Annotated in this window: 4 protein-coding genes and 1 pseudogene; all 5 read right to left on the bottom strand. The window is 50.8% G+C overall.

Annotation, left to right across the window (positions count from 1 at the left end; translation table 11 throughout):
* Nucleotides 1-1,866 (bottom strand): asparagine synthase (glutamine-hydrolyzing), encoded by a 1,866-nt coding sequence (gene asnB, locus ICL55_RS34775; RefSeq protein WP_188106667.1) that lies wholly within the window; start codon nucleotides 1,864-1,866, stop codon nucleotides 1-3.
* Between the two features lie 31 nt (nucleotides 1,867-1,897).
* On the bottom strand, nucleotides 1,898-3,925 hold the full coding sequence (locus ICL55_RS34770; RefSeq protein ID WP_188106664.1) for a MupA/Atu3671 family FMN-dependent luciferase-like monooxygenase: 2,028 nt from the start codon (nucleotides 3,923-3,925) through the stop codon (nucleotides 1,898-1,900).
* 34 nt (nucleotides 3,926-3,959) lie between these two features.
* The gene (locus ICL55_RS34765; RefSeq protein ID WP_188106662.1) at nucleotides 3,960-11,996 is read right to left on the bottom strand and encodes a non-ribosomal peptide synthetase; all 8,037 of its coding nucleotides are present in this window, start codon (nucleotides 11,994-11,996) and stop codon (nucleotides 3,960-3,962) included.
* On the bottom strand, nucleotides 11,993-18,442 hold the full coding sequence (locus tag ICL55_RS34760; protein WP_425489553.1) for an amino acid adenylation domain-containing protein: 6,450 nt from the start codon (nucleotides 18,440-18,442) through the stop codon (nucleotides 11,993-11,995). The genes ICL55_RS34765 and ICL55_RS34760 overlap by 4 nt, the downstream gene beginning before the upstream one ends.
* A gap of 36 nt (nucleotides 18,443-18,478) precedes the next feature.
* Nucleotides 18,479-19,615: pseudogene (locus ICL55_RS35690) on the bottom strand (amino acid adenylation domain-containing protein); the annotation flags it as partial.
* Between the last annotated feature and the right edge of the window lie 36 nt (nucleotides 19,616-19,651).

Here is a 19,651-nt window from a genome sequence, read left to right as displayed (position 1 = left end):
TTAGAGGTCAGGCATATCAAAAAGTTCCAGGAAAATGTTGAAGGTGAGCACAACGATCAGCATATCGCTTTCGAAGGGGAGGTTCAGCCGGAAATTATCTTCTTTATAAACCTTCTTCAGGTGCTCTACCACATGCGGGTTAAAATATCCCTGGCGGCTGATCCTCTCAAAGGAAAGCAGCTCTTCTATCCAGGGTAGCTTCTTCTTCAGCAGCGACGGGGTCCCGGGGGCTACAAAGCCAAACTTCTGGCGGTTAACGATTGCTGCCGGCAGGTACTTCTCCGCTGTCTTTTTTAAGATATATTTCTCGGTCAGGCCTTTCAGTTTGATATCCGGCGGAATGGTTTTGATGAACTCTACCAGGTCGATGTCGAGGAAAGGATATCTTCCTTCAATAGAGTTGGAATAGGTAACCCGGTCGCAATGGTCGGCAATCAGGTGGTCGCATAAACGAAGTTTAAAATCAACATACGATCGCTTATGTAAAACATGTCTGCCGGCGAGGCGTTCCTTGTTGAGCACCAGGTTGTCTACAGCATCCGTATTCCGCAGTATGTCACGGGCTTTGTCTGAATACAGGCTGCCTTTGATGCCGGTAAAGTCATAGTAGTCTTTTTCATAGAAAAAGTCAGCATCTCCCCACAATTTCCGTCTGTATTCATCTTCCATCTGTTCTTCCATATCTTTCACGCCGTGATGACTGGTACGTTGTTTATCGAAGCGATAACCGACATAGCCGCCAAACAGTTCATCAGAGCCTTCTCCGGAGAGGATCACTTTAACGCCCTGTTTCCTCGCGGATTCCGACAATGCGAGGGAACAGGTATTATAGGATTCTTTGAGGGCAGACTCGGAAGCCCATATGGCCTCTTTCAGTCGTTGTTCTATCTCGCTGCTGCCGAACAGGATTTCGGTATTGGGAAATTGGAGGTACTCCGTCATCAGCCGCTGGTGTGCCTGTTCACTCATCTCCGGGTCGGCAGGAAAGCCGATGGAAAACGAAGGGTAGCTCACATCCGGCGTGACTTTCTTCATCAGGGCGCCTATCAGCGAAGAATCCAAACCGCCGCTCAGATAAAAGCCGATGGGCACTTCAGCATTCAACCGGTATTTTACTGATTTGAGCAACAACGCCTCCAGCTGCTCCGTGTAAAAGGATTCGGGCGTACCATTTGCCGGTGCGTCCGGCGGGTAGTCCAGGTCCCAGTACTCAGTAATTTCGGTCCGACCGTTTTTCACGATCATGAAGTTGCCCGGAGGCAGGCTAAAAATATCTTTAAACATCGTTACCGGACTTACCAGTCCGGGGAAAGTAAACACCTGGTCCAGTCCTTCCAGGTTCACCTTTCTTTCCACCAGCGGGTGTTTGATGATGGCTTTTATTTCAGAGGCAAAAACAAACAGGCCGTCAACACAGGTATAAAACAACGGGCATATGCCAAACTGATCTCTTGCCAGGAAAATACTGTTGTTTTTTCTGTCGAATATGGCGAAGGCAAACTGTCCGTTTAGCCTGTTGAGGAAGTCTGTGCCATACACCGCATAGAGGTGAACAATTACTTCCACGTCGCAGTGTGTTTTGAACTGGCATCCTTTGGCCTCCAGTTCTGCCCGCAGTTCCCGGTGATTGAATATTTCACCGTTGCATATCAGCACCAGTGACTGATCGTTGCTGAAGAAAGGCTGATGGCCGTTCAGCAGATCGACGATACTCAATCTGCGGAAACCAAATCCCATATTTCCGTCCACAAAGCAGGACAACTCATCGGGGCCGCGATGTACCAACTCATTGGCCATCTGCGCCAGTAAGGCTTCGCTGACGGGATAGCGGCGATGTTCATCCAGAATACCAGTTATTCCACACATAGAAAGCTGTAATGGTTGTAAGTTTTACTTATCAGAATTCATTGCTGACCGAAGCCGTAAACACAGATGCCAGGGCAGACACGGGGCTGTCCGGTAAATGGACATGCATTTCCATGTCGCCATTTGCATCACAGGAGGTCTGTACAATATTGGTTTTGGATAACAACCAGGAAGGCAGCTGCTGTAATTCCGTTGTTTCGGCCAAAACAATGCGTTGTTGTTCCAGGAAGCGGGTGTATGCCGCATCACCGGCCATTTGCTCCAGTGTTTGTTGGGAGCAGTGCAGGATGGTGACTGGATAGTTGGAGAAATTTTTCTTGTCGTATAGTCCTCTTAGTTCGTTGAGATATTCGAGGCTTTGCAGGATATCGCTGCCACCAAGACCAAAGTCAATCAGCGCTGCAATTTCGTCGACATCATACCCTTTCAGTTTTTTGATGGTGGTCCGGGCTTTCTCTACTGTTCCCAGCAACGCCGCTTCATCAAAAAAGCGGTTAAAAGCGATCTCCATCAGTTCATCCATCAGGTGTGCAGGTATTTCATCATCCAGGCTGCCGTATCTGCCCACCACTTCTTTTGCTTTGGAAGATTCCACATTGCTCTTGATCATGGATTGGATCAACTGGGTAGAGGTGCGGATATAGTTCTTCAGTGGCTCACGTACCTTATCTTTCACGGTTTCATTATCGTTTCCCAGGAAAGTATGCACCATCACGGACACCTTACCGGCACGGGGATCAAATCCGTTGTCTGCCAGGGATTTCCGGTAGGCCGCAATTTTATCGATTAGCTCATCGGTATTCTGCCAGAGCAGGTGGGTCAGTATATTAGCACCTATCTTACCGGCGTCCACAAATGTTTCCGTTTTTCCGGAGCTGGTTACCCATATGGGTAATTCCTTCTGGATGGGTTTGGGGAAAATGGCCACTTCAATCTCTTTGTCCAGACCATTTTTCAGGGCTACTTTCTCTCCTCTCCACAATCTCCTGACGATGTCCAGCTCCTCCAGCATATATTGTTGCCGGTGGGCATAATGCTGGGGCGCCAGTGCAAAATCATCACATTGCCAGCCGCAGGCAAAGGAGATGGCCGCCCTTCCGTTCGACAGGTTATCGATCAGCGACCAGTCTTCCGCGATCCTGGCGGGGTGATGCAGGGGCGCTACCAGACTGCCGGAGCGGATCTGTACCCGGGAAGTAGCGACTGCCAGCGCAGCACTTAAAACGGAGGGGTTAGGGAACAATCCGCCGAATTCATTGAAATGCCGTTCCGGTGTCCATACGGAACAAAACCCGTGTTCATCGGCGAAACGGGCCGTATCAAAAAGTAGTTTGTATTTATTCTTCTCTCCTGTTTCCACATAACTGCCGAAGTGAAATAGTCCGAAGCCCATCTCAAACTGATCGGGCGAATAAATATACCGGGCCAGGGCAGCGGGAGTAGCCGGATTATCCCTCACTACTGTGATGCCTCTGGAAGAAGCCCATATCAGCTCCATCACGAACTGAGGAAAAGGTATTTCGTGCGACAACAGGATCACATCGTTGCCCTGAGCGGAAAGCAGGCGGTCCAACGCTTCAAAAAATGTCTGTAGCTGTTCACCGGTGCATCGCCTGATGGCACTGTCCTTATCTGCCTGATCAAAGAAAATATATGGCACGGCCATTGGCTGTACGCCGCCTGCCAATACATCCGGCATCTCCGTGGCAGCGCTGTCGTCCGCCGGTATTACCTCCAGTCCCTGCAGCTTATGCAACTGCGACTGGTCGGCAATCACATATCTGGCGCCGCATGTCGCCAACACCAAAGCGATATCTGCTTTTGTCGCATCGGGCATCAGCGGTATACACGTGATGTTGCATTGCCTTAACACCCACAACGAAGCCAGGAGCTGTTCTTCCCCGGAAACACAGACGATGACGGGCTCCTGAGGGCCCACTGTTTTTTTTGTCAGGTGGGCATGTATGCTGGCAATTTTCTCTTCCAGGCCGGCGGTGGTTAATTTGGAATCACCTGTTATCAGGGCAATTCCGGATGCATTATTTTCTCCGGGACGCATAGTGAATAATTAAATGATTTGAAATTCAGAACAATTAAAACTCGTCACTGACAGCACTGTTGAACTGCATCTCGTTGTTGGCTGTTGGTATGCCTTTCCTTTTTTCTCCGGGAAGCAGGTATTCCAATGTGTATATCGGTTGTGTGGAATTATCGGTAGCCGCTGCCAGCATCACTTCCAGATGATCTGCCATCCGGGTGATATAGGCCTCGTCAAAAAGATCGCTGTTGTATTCGAGGTAGACTTCCAGTTCACCGTCGGCTTCCAGGAAGCTGAAGGTGAGGTCGAACTTGCTGAAAACGGCCTCGCTGCCACCATACCGGCTGACGGTGATATCGCCCAGGCGCAGTTGTGTGGAAGCTTCCTCAGCAGCAGCATTTCTCATCACTACCATCACATCAAACAAGTTGTTGCGGCTGATGTCCCTTTTCACGTGGAGGTCCTTCACCAGCTCTTCGAAAGGATAGGCCTGGTGTTCATAAGCGCCCAGCACCACCTGCTTCACCTGCTGCAACAGCGACAGGTAACTGTCGTTGCCGGAGAACTTTGTCCGCAAGGCCAGCGTGTTCAGATAATAACCGATCTGCTCCTCCAGGTCGGCATGGTCCCTGCCGGCAACGGAAGTCCCGATAATAATATCGCTGAGATGGGTGTAGCGGTATAGTAAGGCATTTACAGCAGCGAGTACGCCCATGAAGGTGGTGCTGTCCTGCTTTTTAAGCAGCGCTTTGAAGTTGTCTGCCACTGCTTTTTTAAACGTTCTGTATATCTTTCCGCCGTTGTAGGTTTTAACGGCCGGCCGGGGCTTGCTCTCCGGAAGATCGAGCACCGGCAGATCACCTTCCAGCTTTCTCAGCCAGTATTCCCGGGCCGCTGCGAGGCCTTGCCCGGCAAGTCTTTCCTGCTGCCATGCAGCATAGTCTTTGTATTGAATACGTAATGGCGCCGCGATATCAGCCACACCATTCAGGTGGTTATTATAGAAAGTCAGTAATTCTTTTATCAGGATGCCCATGGACCATCCATCACCGATGATGTGGTGAATCACATAGGTGAATACCCATTTGTCACCACCCGTTTTAAAGAGACGTACCCGTAACATAGGTCCGGCGGCCAGGTCAAAGGGTTTGACAAATTCCGCATTTACCGCTGCTTCTACTTTCTGTTCCGGCGATGCGTCGTTACTGAAGTCTTCATACACCACGGTAAACTTCATTTCTTCCGGTGAAAAAACATACTGCCTTAAGCCTTCTTCCGGCGTTTCCCTGAATACCGTGCGGAGTATTTCATGCCGCGCGATCAACTGCCCGAAAGCATATTCCAGCGACACCCTGTCGGGCTGGCCATCGAACACATACACACCGGGCATGTTATAGGCGATATTGCCTTCCTCGAACTGGCAGGATATCCAGAATAAGCGCTGTGCAGATGACAATGCATAGGACGTCTGTTGCGGCAGTGGTTTGATCATTTCAAACTGTCGGGCTACCTTATCTTTCAGCGTAACAGCCAGCTCTCCGATATTTGGATGCAGGAACACCTCCCGGATACTCAGCGCCACATCGGCCTCGCGGTGCATCCTGTTAATGAAAGCGCCTACGGAAAGTGAGTTAGCGCCCTGCTCAAAGAAATTATCATGGACGCCGATTTTTTCTTTGTTCAGGATAGAAGACCACAGCCGCGCCATGGTCACTTCCAGCGCGGTGGACGGCGCCACATAATCTGACGATGACACCAGCTCCCCTTCTTCCGGCCGCGGCAATGCTTTTCTGTCGATCTTACCGTTGCTGTTCAGCGGCAGCGCATCCAGCATGATGTAATGGTCCGGCACCATATACGCAGGCAGCAGCGGACGCAGATAGGATTTCACCTCAGCGCTGTCGATATCGGCTGCCGCTACCAGGTAAGCACAAAGCTGGTTGTTGTTGTCTGCTCCTTTAAAGGTGTCTACAATGGCCTCTTTGATGTTCTCATGGCGCTGCAAAATACTTTCTATCTCACCCAGCTCCACCCTGAATCCGCGTATCTTCACCTGATTATCTTTTCTGCCGAGAAACTCCATATTACCATCGGGCAACATGCGCCCCAGATCACCGGTACGATACATCATGGCGTCCGGCGATACCCCAAACGGGTCGGGCATAAAGGAGGCAGCTGTTTTCACGGGATCATTGGCATATCCACGGGCCACTCCTACCCCTCCGATGTATAACTCTCCCGCTACGCCTTTGGGAACGGGCTGTCTCAGATCATCCAGAATATAGAACCGGTTGTTATCGATCGGTTTACCATAAGGAATGCTGTTCCAGGTGCTGTCCACATTTTCTATAGGGAAGAAATTGGACCACACTGTCCCTTCGGTGGCGCCGCCAAGGCTTATCACGCGCGCCTGCGGGAAGAACTCCGGCACGCTGCCGGGGAGCTGTACCGGTATCCAGTCGCCGCTCATGAAAATCAGGCGCAGGTCCTCCTGCAGATAACCGGCGTTTTCTGCTTTCAGCTCTGCTATCAGATAATTCAGCGTGGTAGGCACGGAATCCCAGAAAGTGATATGCTCTTCCAACAGCAGCGATTTCAGTTTTCTCACATCCTGCACCTCTTCCTGTCTGGCAATCACCACGGTGCCGCCCACCGCCAGTATCCCGAAAATATCATACACCGAAAGGTCGAAACAAACGGAGGTGATAAACAGCAGCCGGTCGTTCGTGCCGATATTGAATTGTTTGTTCACCCATTCAATCAGGTTCACTGCCGCATGATGTTCGATCATCACGCCTTTGGGCCGACCGGTAGAACCGGATGTATAGATGGTATAGGCCAACTGACTGCTGTCAATTTCCAGTCCGGGATTGGTAGCAGGATAGGCAGTATGCTCGTTGACCAGGGCAACTATAAACTGCGCCGATTGCTCCAGCAGCGGATACCGCCTGTCTGCTACTACTCTCTGCACACCTGAATTGGTGAGGATATATTCCTGGCGGCTTTCAGGGTATTCAGGGTCAACCGGAACATAAGCCCCTCCGGCCTTCAGAATACCCAGCAAGCCAATGATCATGTCAAAATTCCTTGCGGAAAGCAGGCCAATATTCTCTCCGGGTTGCACACCGGCCTGCAATAGTCCGGCTGCCACCTGGTTGGCTTTCCCGTTCAGCTGCTGATAGGTCATGCTGATACCGTCCTGCTTCAACGCAACAGCGCCGGGCGTTTTCAGCACCTGTTCTTCAAACAACTGATGCATGCACTTACCGCGGCTATATGGTACTGTGGTCGCATTAAAATCATGCAGGACCTCCTGACGGTCTGCCGGCGTTAAGAAAGCGATGCTTTCCAACGGTGCATATACGTTGGCGGCGAAAGCGTCCAGTATGCGTATATACAGGTCCAGTGCATAACTGATTTCCTGTTCGTTAAAATAAGCAGGCACATATTTGATGCGGGCAGTAAACTTGTCGAGGGTTTTATCCACTTCCACGTCGAACAGCGTGTTGGTCATTTCATTGGCGACCAGCACGTCAGGGGTCTGCAATTCCGTATATATGCTTTGTTCCGTAGCATTTTCATAAGCATGAAAATCCGTATAGTTTAGAATGGTATCGAATACCGGATTAGAAGAGGTAGTTTTCTCCCCTACTGTTTTGGCGATGTCCGTCAGATGCCTTTCGTTTGATTTTACATCCCGCAGATATCTGCTCACTTCCAGCAGCAGCGACAGGATATCTTTGGAACGGTCAATGCGGATGCGGACAGGAATGGTATTCAGGAAACAGCCCAGTATGCCCGCACTACCTTCCAGCTCCGGCCGCTCGTGTGTAACGACACCGGTGACTACATCCTGTTCGGCACATATCACATGCATCAGCAACACATGTGCAGCCAGACACACCGCTTTAAAGGGCAACTGATGATTGGCAGCGACCTGTTTGAGCTTCAACAGCAAATCGTTGTCAATATTGCGGGTGATCATCTCCATCCCGCCCCTATCGCTTATTTTCAGGCCCCGGTAGTTAAACGGCAGCTTGTTCCTGGTGTATCCGCTCAGCAGCGCTTTCCAGTAGGTGTCAATGGTATTGGACTTACTTTTACCCAGGGTAATGGCGCAGTAGTCCCGGTAGCTATATTGTAACGGGCTAAAGGCTTTCTCTTCAAAATTGGCCAGCTCCGTTTTGAATACGGACACACTCCATCCATCCAGCAGCGCATGGTGAAAACTATAGGTAACAGAATAAATGCTGTCGCTCATTTTGAACAGCCGTATTCTCCATAGCAGTTCATTATCAAACACCAGCCGGATGTTCAGATCATCTTCTATATAAGAGCGCACTTTATTGCGTTGCGCCTCAGCAGAAAGCATGGTAATGTCTTCCAGCGATAGTGGCAACTCAATCTTGTTCAGCACCACTTTCACCGGTTGACTGAAACTGCTCATGTAATATTTTGTTCTCAGGATGGAATGCCGCGCTACCAATTGGGTGAATCCTCTGATAAACCTGTCGAAATCATCGATTTTCACCTGGTAGGTAAACTGGTCATAATAAACCGGTTCTTCCGGAATCAATAGGGACGAGTAGATCATCCCCTGCTCTATTGCCACTACCGGATAGATATCTTCATAATCTGCCGGGAGTATGTTTTTCTCTTCATTTTCTTTTTCGATGATGGCCCTGATGCCCGCAATTTCTTCGCCACCCACTTTCAGATAATGCAGCACACTGTCTTCGCCGGGGTTGTTGCGGTGTGCCGCCACGTACCGTGCAAAATCTTCCAGTGTCTGGTTTTCGTACAGGCGTTCTACATTGATATCCGCGTTCAGCTGTTTTCTGGCCGCTACGATAACGGCGATGGCCTTAATGGAGTCGCCGCCTGTAGCAAAGAAGTTATCTGTGATGCTCACCTGTTCCTTCCCTAACACTTCCTGCCAGATGGCCGCCATCTGCTGTTCTGTTTCTGTGCGCGGCGCGATGTACAGCTTATCAGACAATCCACCGTCTTCCGGCGAAGGGAGCTTGTTTTTGTCTACTTTTCCGTTGGGGGTAAGCGGGAAGGCCGTCAGGTGGATAAAATATTGCGGGACCATATACACCGGCAGTATTTTTTCCAATACCGGTCTTATTTCTCCTGCATGCAACGTATCGTCTCCGGTGAAATAGGCCACCAGCTCACGGTCGCCCTGTTTGTTGGTGCTCGCCAGCACCATGGCCGCTTCTATTTTATCAAGGCTTTGTAATGCATTTTCTATCTCTCCCAGCTCAATGCGATAACCGCGGATTTTTACCTGGTCGTCATTTCTGGCAATAAATTTAATATCCCCATCCGGCAGCCATTTACCGATATCTCCTGTTCTGTACATGCTGGTGCCCGGCCTGAATGGGTTGGGTATAAACTTCTGCGCGGTCAGTGTTTCCTTGTTAAGATACCCACGGGCCACGCCATCGCCGGCAATACATATTTCTCCCGGCACACCGGTCGGGCATAGCCGCTGCTGATCATCGAGGATATAAATGATAGTATTGGAAGAAGGCTTCCCTATTAATACCGGCACACCTGGTTCCAGTTCCTTCACGATGCAACCCACCGTCGCTTCCGTAGGGCCGTATTCGTTATACACCCGCATGGCGGGGTTAATTTTTTTCAGGATATCCACCTGTTCCGGCGTCACTTCCTCTCCTCCTACAATGGCGCGTACAATAGCATCGCTGCGGAGGTCCAGCTGTTTGAGGATACGTATATGCGAGGGGGTAAGTTTGATGCTGTTGATACCACTGTCTCCCTGGAAACTATGCCTGAATATAATATCCAGGTCGTCGTACTGATCATACACATGCAGGGAGCCGCCACTTGTCAGCGGACAGAAGACGCTTGTCACCGTCAGATCAAAAGACAGCGACGTAAACAGACCGAAACCGGCCGTCTCGTTTGCCCCAAAATAATAATGATTAGCCCATTGAATATAATCCGACAGGTTGTGATGCGTAATGGCGCAGCCTTTAGGCTGACCAGTAGAGCCCGAGGTATAAATAACATAGGCCAGGTCCTGCGCGTGGATAACCGGCAGGTTAAAATCCGGTGTAGCATCGAGTGCGTCCAGCTGGATATCCACGGCAAAGATGCTTCCACCAAAATAAGGGAGGTCGAAAAGATATTCCGTTTGTGTAAGCAACACTTTAAGAGCGGTATCTTCTATGATATATTTTTTCCTTTCATCCGGGTAGCCGGGATCAATCGGTACGTAGGCCGCACCTGCTTTTAAGATGCCCAGTATGGCAACGATCATGAGTTCCGACCGGTCCATCATGATACCAATGAGATCATCGGCCGCTACCTGGCAGGTGTTAATTAAATAATCAGCCAGCCGGGTTGATTTTTCTTCCAGCGCACCGTAGGTAAGTGTTGTTTCCTTAAACACCACTGCTGGTTTATCGGGAGATGTTTGCGCCTGCAGAGCGAACAGTTCCGTCACACCCGCATATCCGGGATAGTTGACCGGAATATCATTAAAATGGTGGAGCAGTGTATGTTTTTCTTCTTTGCTGATATAATCCAACCGGGCAATTGGCTGGGCAGGGTTATCTGTCACCGCTTTCATCAATCCTTCCAGGTGCGTATGCATGCGGGTGATCGTTTCCTCCGTATAGAGGTCGCTGTTATACTCCAGCGACAGTGTCAGTCCGTCTTTTGCAGCGATAAACATAAAGGTCAGTTCGAATTTACTGAACTGATAAGCGGACGTTTCACAGGTGTTTACCGAGAGATCTGCCAGCTGTTGTTTTTCTGTGAGAAGATCGATATCATGAAAATCTATGAAGACATCGAACAGGGGGTTACGGCTCATATCCCTCGTCAGGTCCAGGCTATTGATCAGCTCCGCGAAGGGAAAGCCCTGGTGTTCGTAGGCAGCCATGGTCATTTCCTTGATATGCGCCAATAGCTCGAGGAAAGTATTTTCCCTGCTAAAGACAGACCGGAAGGCTACCGTGTTCAGGTACAAACCTATCTGATCTTCCAGGTCCACATGATCTCTGCCAGCCGTGGGGCTTCCGACGATGATATCTTCCTGGCTGCTGTATTTGTGTAGCAGCAGGTTTACGACCGCCAGCAGTCCCATAAAAAAAGTACTGCCTTCATGACGGGTGATGACCTTCAGTTTTTCTACCAGCTCAGGGGCGATCATTCTCCGAACTACTTTACCATGATAGGTTTTAAGGGCAGGTCTTGGATTGTCCAGCGGCAGGTCCAGCACCGGCAGCTCGCCGGCAAACTGTTTCATCCAGTATTCGCGGTGTCTGTTCAGATCACCGTTTTTCAGCAACGCCTGCTGCCAGGTAGCGTAGTCTTTATATTGGATACGCAGCGGCGACAATGCATAAGCGATCTTTTCTTTTTTGCTGCTATATATCAGCAAAAGCTCTTCAATTAAAATATTCATGGACCATCCATCACTGATGATGTGATGCATGATACAGCAGAACACCCATTTCCGGTCCGCCACCTGTAGCAGGGAAGCACGGACCATCGGTCCCTGCGACAGATCAAATGCCTGGCCGACCGCGGTATGGATAGTATGATTCAGTTGGGCGGATGCATCTTTATCATTTCTCAGGTCTTTACAGTCGATACCAAATCGTACGGCTGCAGGTGCAAGGATACATTGCCTTACTTCTCCCTGTGCATTTTCACGGAAAACAGTACGCAGGTTTTCGTGACGCGCTATCAGTTCATTAAAGGCCTCTTCCAGCAGCTCAACATGAAGGGATCCTTCAAACTCATACACCTGGGGAATATTATAAGTGATATTGCCCAGCTCCTGCTGGCTCATGACCCATACGCCCCGCTGTGAAGAAGATAACACATAGTCCGGTTGCGCCGCCGCCAGCGGAATACCCGTAGCGAAAGCGTCGCTCTGTTGATGCTGCTCATTTTTCAGGAGGAAGGCAATCAACTCTTCCTTTTTCTCCCTGATGGCCGCGATCAGCGCCGGGTCCGGCTCTGTGTCCATCGACAGCACCTTCAGTTTCCCGTCTACCACCTCCAGTAAAATATTACTCTCTCTTATATCCTTTAATAACTTCTTCATATTTCTATTTGTTTTAGATTTTCCCTGTTCAGCAGTTTTGTTTGCTGGTTAACAAGGAAACTGATCTCTTCGGAAATATTTTCGATAGTAGGTTCTTTAAAAATCCCCTGGATACTCAGCCGGATGGAAAAAGCCTGGTTTACCCTGGAAACAAACTGTGCTACTTTAATACTGTGGCCGCCCAGTTCAAAGAAATTGTCTTTGATGCCAATACGTTCTCTTCCTAAAATCTCTTCCCATATCTGTATCAGTTTTTCTTCCACTTCATTGCGTGCGCCAACATATTCCACAGTAGCAACCCCGGCGCTGTCAGTCGGACCGGGTAATTGTTTTCTGTCTATTTTACCGTTGCTGGTCAGCGGGAGCTCGGGCATTTCAATCAGGTAGGCAGGAATCATGTATACCGGCAATACCTGCTGAAGCCAGCTGCGTATAGCCGTTGCATCGAAGACATCACGTGGCACGATGTAGGCTGCCAGTGCAGCATTTCCCTGATAGGTGCCCGCTATCACCACGGCTGCCTGTACCTGTTCGCAGGCGAGTAAAGCACTTTCCACTTCACCGGTTTCTATGCGATAACCACGGATTTTCACCTGATCATCTTTCCTTCCGGTGAAAGCGATGTTGCCGTCCGGCAGCCAGAGACCGTAATCGCCCGTCAGGTACATTTGTTCGCCTGCCTTAAACGGATGCGGAATAAATTTCTCTGCTGTTAAAGATGGATTGTGTAAGTAACCTTTCGCCAGGCCGGCGCCACTGATGCAGATCTCGCCGGTAATACCAATACCGGTGAGTGCGTGGCGGCTATCTAAAATGTAGAGCTGTGTGTTGGAAATCGGTTGGCCGATCGGGATATTCACGGATGCATCATGAACTATGTAACTGGTACTCACCACGGTGTTCTCCGTCGGGCCATAGTTATTCACCAGCTGATAAGAAGTCCTCCCATATGATTTCAACTTATCGCCGCCGGTCAGCAGATAACGCAGGGAGGTATTATCCACTTCCATAAACTGTTCCGCCATCTGTGTGGGCAGGAAGCTGAGTGTAATATGATGATGGTGATAGTAAGCTGATAGTTCGTTTACATCCAGCCGGATATCTTCCGGTACGATATACAGGCTGGCGCCCGCCACCAGGTAGGGGAACAGCTCCCATACGGCCGCATCAAAAGCGACGCCTGCGTAGATGGTAGCATGGTCATTCGCTGTTACAGAGAATGCGTGGTTATGCCAGTTGCATAGGTTGGATAAAGACCGATGTGCGATCATCACGCCCTTCGGCTTGCCGGTGGAACCGGAAGTATAAATCACGTAAGCAAGGTCCCCGGGGGCACTCACCACCGGAATATTTTCCGGACGATAGCGATCGGCATGCTGCCGGAAATGCTCCACCATCGCGCTGTCTATCACTATCCGTGCGCCGCTGTCAGTGAGCATATAAGCGATGCGCTCCTGCGGATAAGCAGTGTCTATCGGCACATAGGCGCCACCGGCTTTCAGCACACCGAGGATGGAGATGATCATCCAGTCGCTGCGGTCTTGTTGTATCGCTACCAGGTCTCCCGCTCCGATGTGATGTTCTTTTCTTAAATAATCCCCCAACCGGTTGGCCGCTTCATTCAGCGAACGATAAGTATGGGTAACGTCTCCGCATACCAGCGCTGTTTGGTCTGGTGTGCGTACCGCCTGCTGCTCGAATAACGTAACAACCGTTTCGGTGAGCGACCAGTCGGCAGCGGTATCATTGAATTCTGTGATGATCCTGTTCTTTTCTGCTGCCGGCAGATAATCCAGCTCATGAACAGGAAGCTGCGGCGTTGCGGTGGCAGCGGCTATCAGTTGTTCAACGTGTGCACACATCCGTTGGATGGTGGATGCGTGATAGATATCACTATTGTAAGAAAGATGCAGTGCCAGGTCATCTCCCTGATCTTCAAAAGCAAAAGTCAGGTCGAACTTGGCCACTTCTTCGGCCACGCCTTCGTAGGGACGCAGCGTTAAGCCTCCTGCTGCCAGCGGCTCCGTTGTGGTATGCTCCATCACCACCATCACGTCAAACAGTGGGTGGCGGCTGGTATCACGGGGCAGCGGCAGTTCATCTATCAGTGCATCAAAAGGATAGGCCTGATGCGCCTGCGCATCGAGCGTTACCTGCCGTACCTGCTGTAGCACTTCCTGGTAGCTGTCGGTGCCCCGGAAGCGGCACCTCAGCGCCAGCGTATTAATATACAGGCCCAGCTGGTCTTCCAGTTCGCCGTGTTCCCTACCGGAAACGGGGCTGCCGGTGATAATATCTTCCTGACCGGTATACCGGTACAACAGTATATTGACGATAGCCAGCAAACTCATAAACAGCGTCGTCTCCTGCTCGCGGCAGAGTGCCCGCAACGAGGCTGTCAACGCGCTACTGAGCGGGTAATGCTCCATAGCACCATTATAAGTTTTCACGGCAGGGCGCACTTTATCTGATGGCAGGTCTGCTATCGGCAACTCACCAGCCAGCTGTTGCAGCCAGTAAGCACGATGAGCAGCCTGATTCACATCATTCCTCAGCCAATGAACATAATCGCGGTATTGAATACGCAGCGACGGCAAAGCCATGCTCCCACCGGAAATCAGCCCTTCATAACAAGACAATAACTCCCTGATTAAGATATCCATCGACCAGCCATCGCTGATGATGTGATGCATGGTATATACCAGTACATATTCCGCGGCGCCGGTTTGCAGCAACAGCAACCGCTGTAAAGGACCCGTTTCCAGGTCAAACGGGCGAAGCGTTTCAGCACGCACCGCAGCAGCTACTTCACCGGGAGATTGTTGTAAATCCTTATACGCGATCACAAAAGCATCCGCATTGTGCTGTATAAACTGCCTCAGTTCACCGGCGGTATTTTCTCTAAATACCGTCCGCAGTATTTCATGACGCATGATCAGCATATGAAAAGCCGTAGTCAGCTTTTCGATATCCGGTACGCCCTCTACCTTATACACTCCGGGGATATTGTACGCCACATTGCCTTCGGTAAACTGGCTCAGTATCCACATGCGGTGCTGTGCGGCCGACAAGGGATAGTCTGCCTGCACCGCGGTGACAGCAATCGGCGTCATCTCTTCTTTACCGGCAACGGCGATAAAGGCCGCCTGCGTCGATAATTGCGGGCGGGTAAACAGTTCCTGTAATGGCACCTTTACGCCGAAAGCTTTCTGTATGCGGGCAGATAAACGGGTGGCTTTCAGGCTATGTCCGCCCAGGTCGAAGAAATGATCATGGACACTAATTCCTTCTCTTCCTAAGATGTCTTCCCAGATGGCGACCAGCAACGACTCAGTTTCGTTGCGCGGCGCCTCATAGGCTACATCAGATACCAGCTCCACGGCCGGCAGCTGCCGCCTGTCTACTTTACCATTCGGTGTTAAGGGCAGTTGCTCCAGCCATACAAGATGCGACGGCACCATATAAGCCGGTAACCGGTCGGCCAGATAAGTACGCAGCGCGGCGACGGTTAAGGCTGCATTACCGGTGAAATAAGCCACCAGCTGCTTCCCGTCTTGTCCGGCTGAAACGCCCAGTACAACTGCGCCGGTGATCTCCTCATGGTCCAGCAGCGTGCTTTCAATTTCACCCGCTTCTATACGATAACCACGGATCTTTAACTGATCATCTTTCCTGCCGGAGAAAGCGATGTTGCCTTCTGGCAGCCAGTGACCGTAATCGCCCGTCAGGTACATTTGCTCGCCAGCTTTAAACGGATGCGGAATAAATTTCTCTGCTGTTAAAGATGGATTGTGTAAGTAACCTTTCGCCAGGCCCACGCCACTGATGCAGATCTCGCCGGTAATACCAATACCGGTGAGTGCGTGGCGGCTATCTAAAATATAGAGCTGTGTGTTGCAGATCGGTTGACCGATCGGGATATTCGCGGATGCATCATGGACCATGTAACTGGTACTCACTACGGTGTTCTCCGTTGGGCCATAGTTATTCACCAGCTGATAAGAAGTCTTTCCATATGATTTCAACTTATCGCCGCCGGTCAGCAGATAACGCAGGGAAGTATTATCCACTTCCATAAACTGTTCCGCCATCTGTGTGGGCAGGAAGCTGATGGTAATATGATGATGGTGATAATAGGCCGATAGTTCGTTTACATCCAGCCGGATATCTTCCGGTACGATATACAGGCTGGCGCCGGCCACCAGGTAGGGGAACAGCTCCCATACGGCCGCATCAAAAGCGACGCCCGCGTAGATCGTAGCATGATCACTCGCTGTTACAGAGAATGCATGGTTATGCCAGTTGCACAGGTTGGATAAAGACTGGTGTGCGATCATCACACCTTTAGGCTTACCGGTGGAACCGGAAGTATAAATCACGTAAGCAAGGTCCCCGGGGGCACTCATCACCGGAATATTTTCCGGACGATAGTTATCGGCATGCTGCCGGAAATGCTCCACCATGGCGGTGTCTATCACTATCCTTGCACCGCTGTCGGTGAGCATATAGGCGATGCGCTCCTGCGGATAAGCAGTATCTATCGGCACATAGGCGCCGCCGGCTTTCAGCACACCGAGAATGGAGATGATCATCCAGTCGCTGCGGTCCTGCTGTATGGCTACCAGGTCTCCCGCTCCGATATGATGTTCTTTTCTTAAATAATCGGCTAACCGATTGGCCGCTTCATTCAGCGAACGATACGTATAAGTGACGTCTCCGCATACCAGCGCTGTTTGGCCTGGTGTGCGTGCCACCTGCTGCTCGAATAACGTAACAGCCGTTTCAGTAACTGACCAGCTGACAGCGGTATCATTGAATTCTGTGATGATCCTGTTCTTTTCTGCTGCCGGCAGATAATCCAACTCATGAACAGGAAGCTGCGGCGCTGCGGTAGCAGCGGCTATCAGCTGTTCAACGTGTGCACACATCCGTTGGATGGTAGACGCATGATAGATATCACTGTTGTAAGAAAGATGCAGTGCCAGGTCATCTCCCTGATCTTCAAAAGCAAAAGTCAGGTCGAACTTGGCCACTTCTTCGGCCATGCCTTCGTAGGGAAGCAGCGTTAAGCCTCCTGCTGTCAGCGTTCCGGCCGTGGTATGGTCCATTACCACCATCACGTCAAACAAGGGGTGGCGGCTGGTATCACGGGGCAGCGGCAGTTCATCTACCAGTGCATCAAAAGGATAGGCCTGATGCGCCTGCGCGTCGAGCGTTACCTGCCGTACCTGCTGTAATACATCCCGGTAGCTATCAGTGCCCCGGAAGCGGCACCTCAGCGCCAGTGTATTCACATACAGGCCCAGCTGGTCTTCCAGTTCGCCGTATTCCCTTCCGGAAACAGGGCTGCCGGTGATAATATCTTCCTGACCGGTATACCGGTACAACAGTATATTGACGATAGCCAGCAAACTCATAAACAGCGTACAGTCCTGTTCGCGGCTAAGCGCCCGCAACGAAGCGGTCAACTCACCTGGAAGCGGATAACGTTCTACGCTGCCTTTATAGGTTTTCACCGCCGGACGCACCTTATCTGCCGGCAGGTCCGCTATCGGCAATTCACCGGATAGCTGTTGCAGCCAGTAAGCACGATGGCCTTCCTGATTCATATCATTCGCCTGCCAGCTGGCATAATCCCGGTACTGGATACGCAGCGGCGGTAAAGCAGCCTGGTTACCGGATATCAGCCCTTCGTAACAAGACAGCAACTCCCTGATTAAAACGCCCATCGACCATTCATCGCTGATGATGTGATGCATGGTGTATACCAGCACGTATTCCGCCTCACCGGTTTGTAACAATAACAGTCGCAGCAAAGGCCCCGAGCTCAGATCAAACGGACGAAGCACTTCCGAACGTACCGCCGCAGCTACTTCAGCAGGAGACTGGCGTAAGTCCTGCTGCGCAATCACAAAAGCGTTCGCATCTTCCTGAATAAATTGTCTCAGTTCACCGGCGGTATTCTCTCTAAATACGGTTCTTAATATTTCATGACGCATGATTACCATCCGGAAGGCCGCTGTCAGCTTATCCATATCCGGCACACCAGTCATCACCTGTACGCCGGGAATATTATAGGCCACGTTGCCTTCGGTAAACTGGCCCAGTATCCACATGCGATGCTGCGCGGCCGACAAGGGATAGTCTGCCTGCGTAGCTGTGACGGGGATGGTGGCCATCTCTTCTTTACCGGCAGCAGCGATAAAGGCTGCCTGCGCCGATAATTGCGGGCGGGTAAACAGTTCCTGTAACGGCACTTTTACGCCGAAGGTTTTCTGTATACGGGCAGATAAACGGGTAGCCTTCAAACTATGACCGCCCAGGTCGAAGAAATGATCATGGATGCCAATCCCATCTCTTCCTAAGATGTCTTCCCAGATGGCGACCAACAACGATTCTGTTTCGTTGCGCGGCGCTTCATAGGCAACACCGGAAACCAGCTCCACGGCCGGCAGCCGACGCCGGTCTATTTTTCCGTTCGGTGTTAAAGGCAGCTGTTCCAGCCTCACCACATGCGCCGGCACCATATAAGCCGGCAACCGGTCGGCCAGATAAGCGCGCAGCGTGGCGGCAGTCAAGGCTGCATTACCGGTAAAATAGGCCACCAGCTGTTTTCCTTCCCGGCCCGCTGAAACACCCAGCACAACAGCGCCGGTGATCTCTTCATGATTGAGCAGCGCACTTTCTATTTCACCCGTTTCTATCCGGTAACCACGGACCTTCACCTGATCATCTTTCCTGCCGGTGTAAGCAATATTGCCGTCCGGCAACCAGTGACCGTAATCGCCCGTCAGATACATTTGCTCACCCGCCTTAAACGGATGCGGAATAAATTTTTCCGCAGTTAAGGACGGATTGTGTAAGTAACCTCTCGCCAGGCCGGCGCCACTGATGCAGATTTCACCGGTAATACCAATACCGGTCAGCGCATGGCGGCTATCTAAAATATAAATCTGCGTGTTGGAAATCGGTTTACCGATCAGTATATCATAACGGTTTTGAATGCGGTATATCGTACTGTAGGTAGTGTCTTCCGTAGGGCCATACAAATTGCGTATAGCCATGCTTTCATAATCGAGTTGTTGCAGAAAATGTTTGGGCACCGGTTCCCCCGCCATGTTCAACACTTTTACGCGACTCAGATCTGTTCCTGTTTCCAGCAAAGTGCCCACCACGCCGGGAACGGTATTTAACAAAACATCTGCTGTGGCGGTGGCTAAATAATCAGGCAACGACAAAGCGTCCGGCAGCAGGCATAAGGTAAGGCCACTGCTGAATGTGTAAAACATCTCATACACAGATAAGTCAAAACAGATGGAAGTGACGCCTAATACGGTGCTTACCGCCACATCGTTAAATTCCTGCCAGCACCAGTCGATAAAGGCGCAGGCATTTCTATGCGCGATCATCACGCCTTTAGGCTTGCCGGTGGAACCGGAAGTATAGATCACATAAGCCAGGTCCGATGGTCCGCTCACCGCCGGAATATTTTCCGGGTGATAGTTATCAGACACCTGCCGGAAATGTTCCACCATCGCGCTGTCTATCACAACCTTTGCGCCGCTGTCGGCGATCATATAAGCAATACGCTCCTGCGGATAAGCCGGATCAATGGGCACATAGGCGCCGCCGGCTTTCAGTACACCGAGTATGGA

The organism is Chitinophaga varians, from assembly GCF_014529945.1.
Taxonomy (GTDB): domain Bacteria; phylum Bacteroidota; class Bacteroidia; order Chitinophagales; family Chitinophagaceae; genus Chitinophaga; species Chitinophaga varians.
Note: the sequence above shows the minus strand (reverse complement) of the source record. Positions and strands in the feature narration are given on the sequence as shown.

What these genes read in the sequence shown, in the direction of transcription:
- asnB (WP_188106667.1), bottom strand. Translation starts at nt 1,866, where the DNA reads ATGTGTGGAATAACTGGTATTCTGGATGAACATCGCCGCTATCCCGTC.
- ICL55_RS34770 (WP_188106664.1), bottom strand. Translation starts at nt 3,925, where the DNA reads ATGCGTCCCGGAGAAAATAATGCATCCGGAATTGCCCTGATAACAGGT.
- ICL55_RS34765 (WP_188106662.1), bottom strand. Translation starts at nt 11,996, where the DNA reads ATGAAGAAGTTATTAAAGGATATAAGAGAGAGTAATATTTTACTGGAG.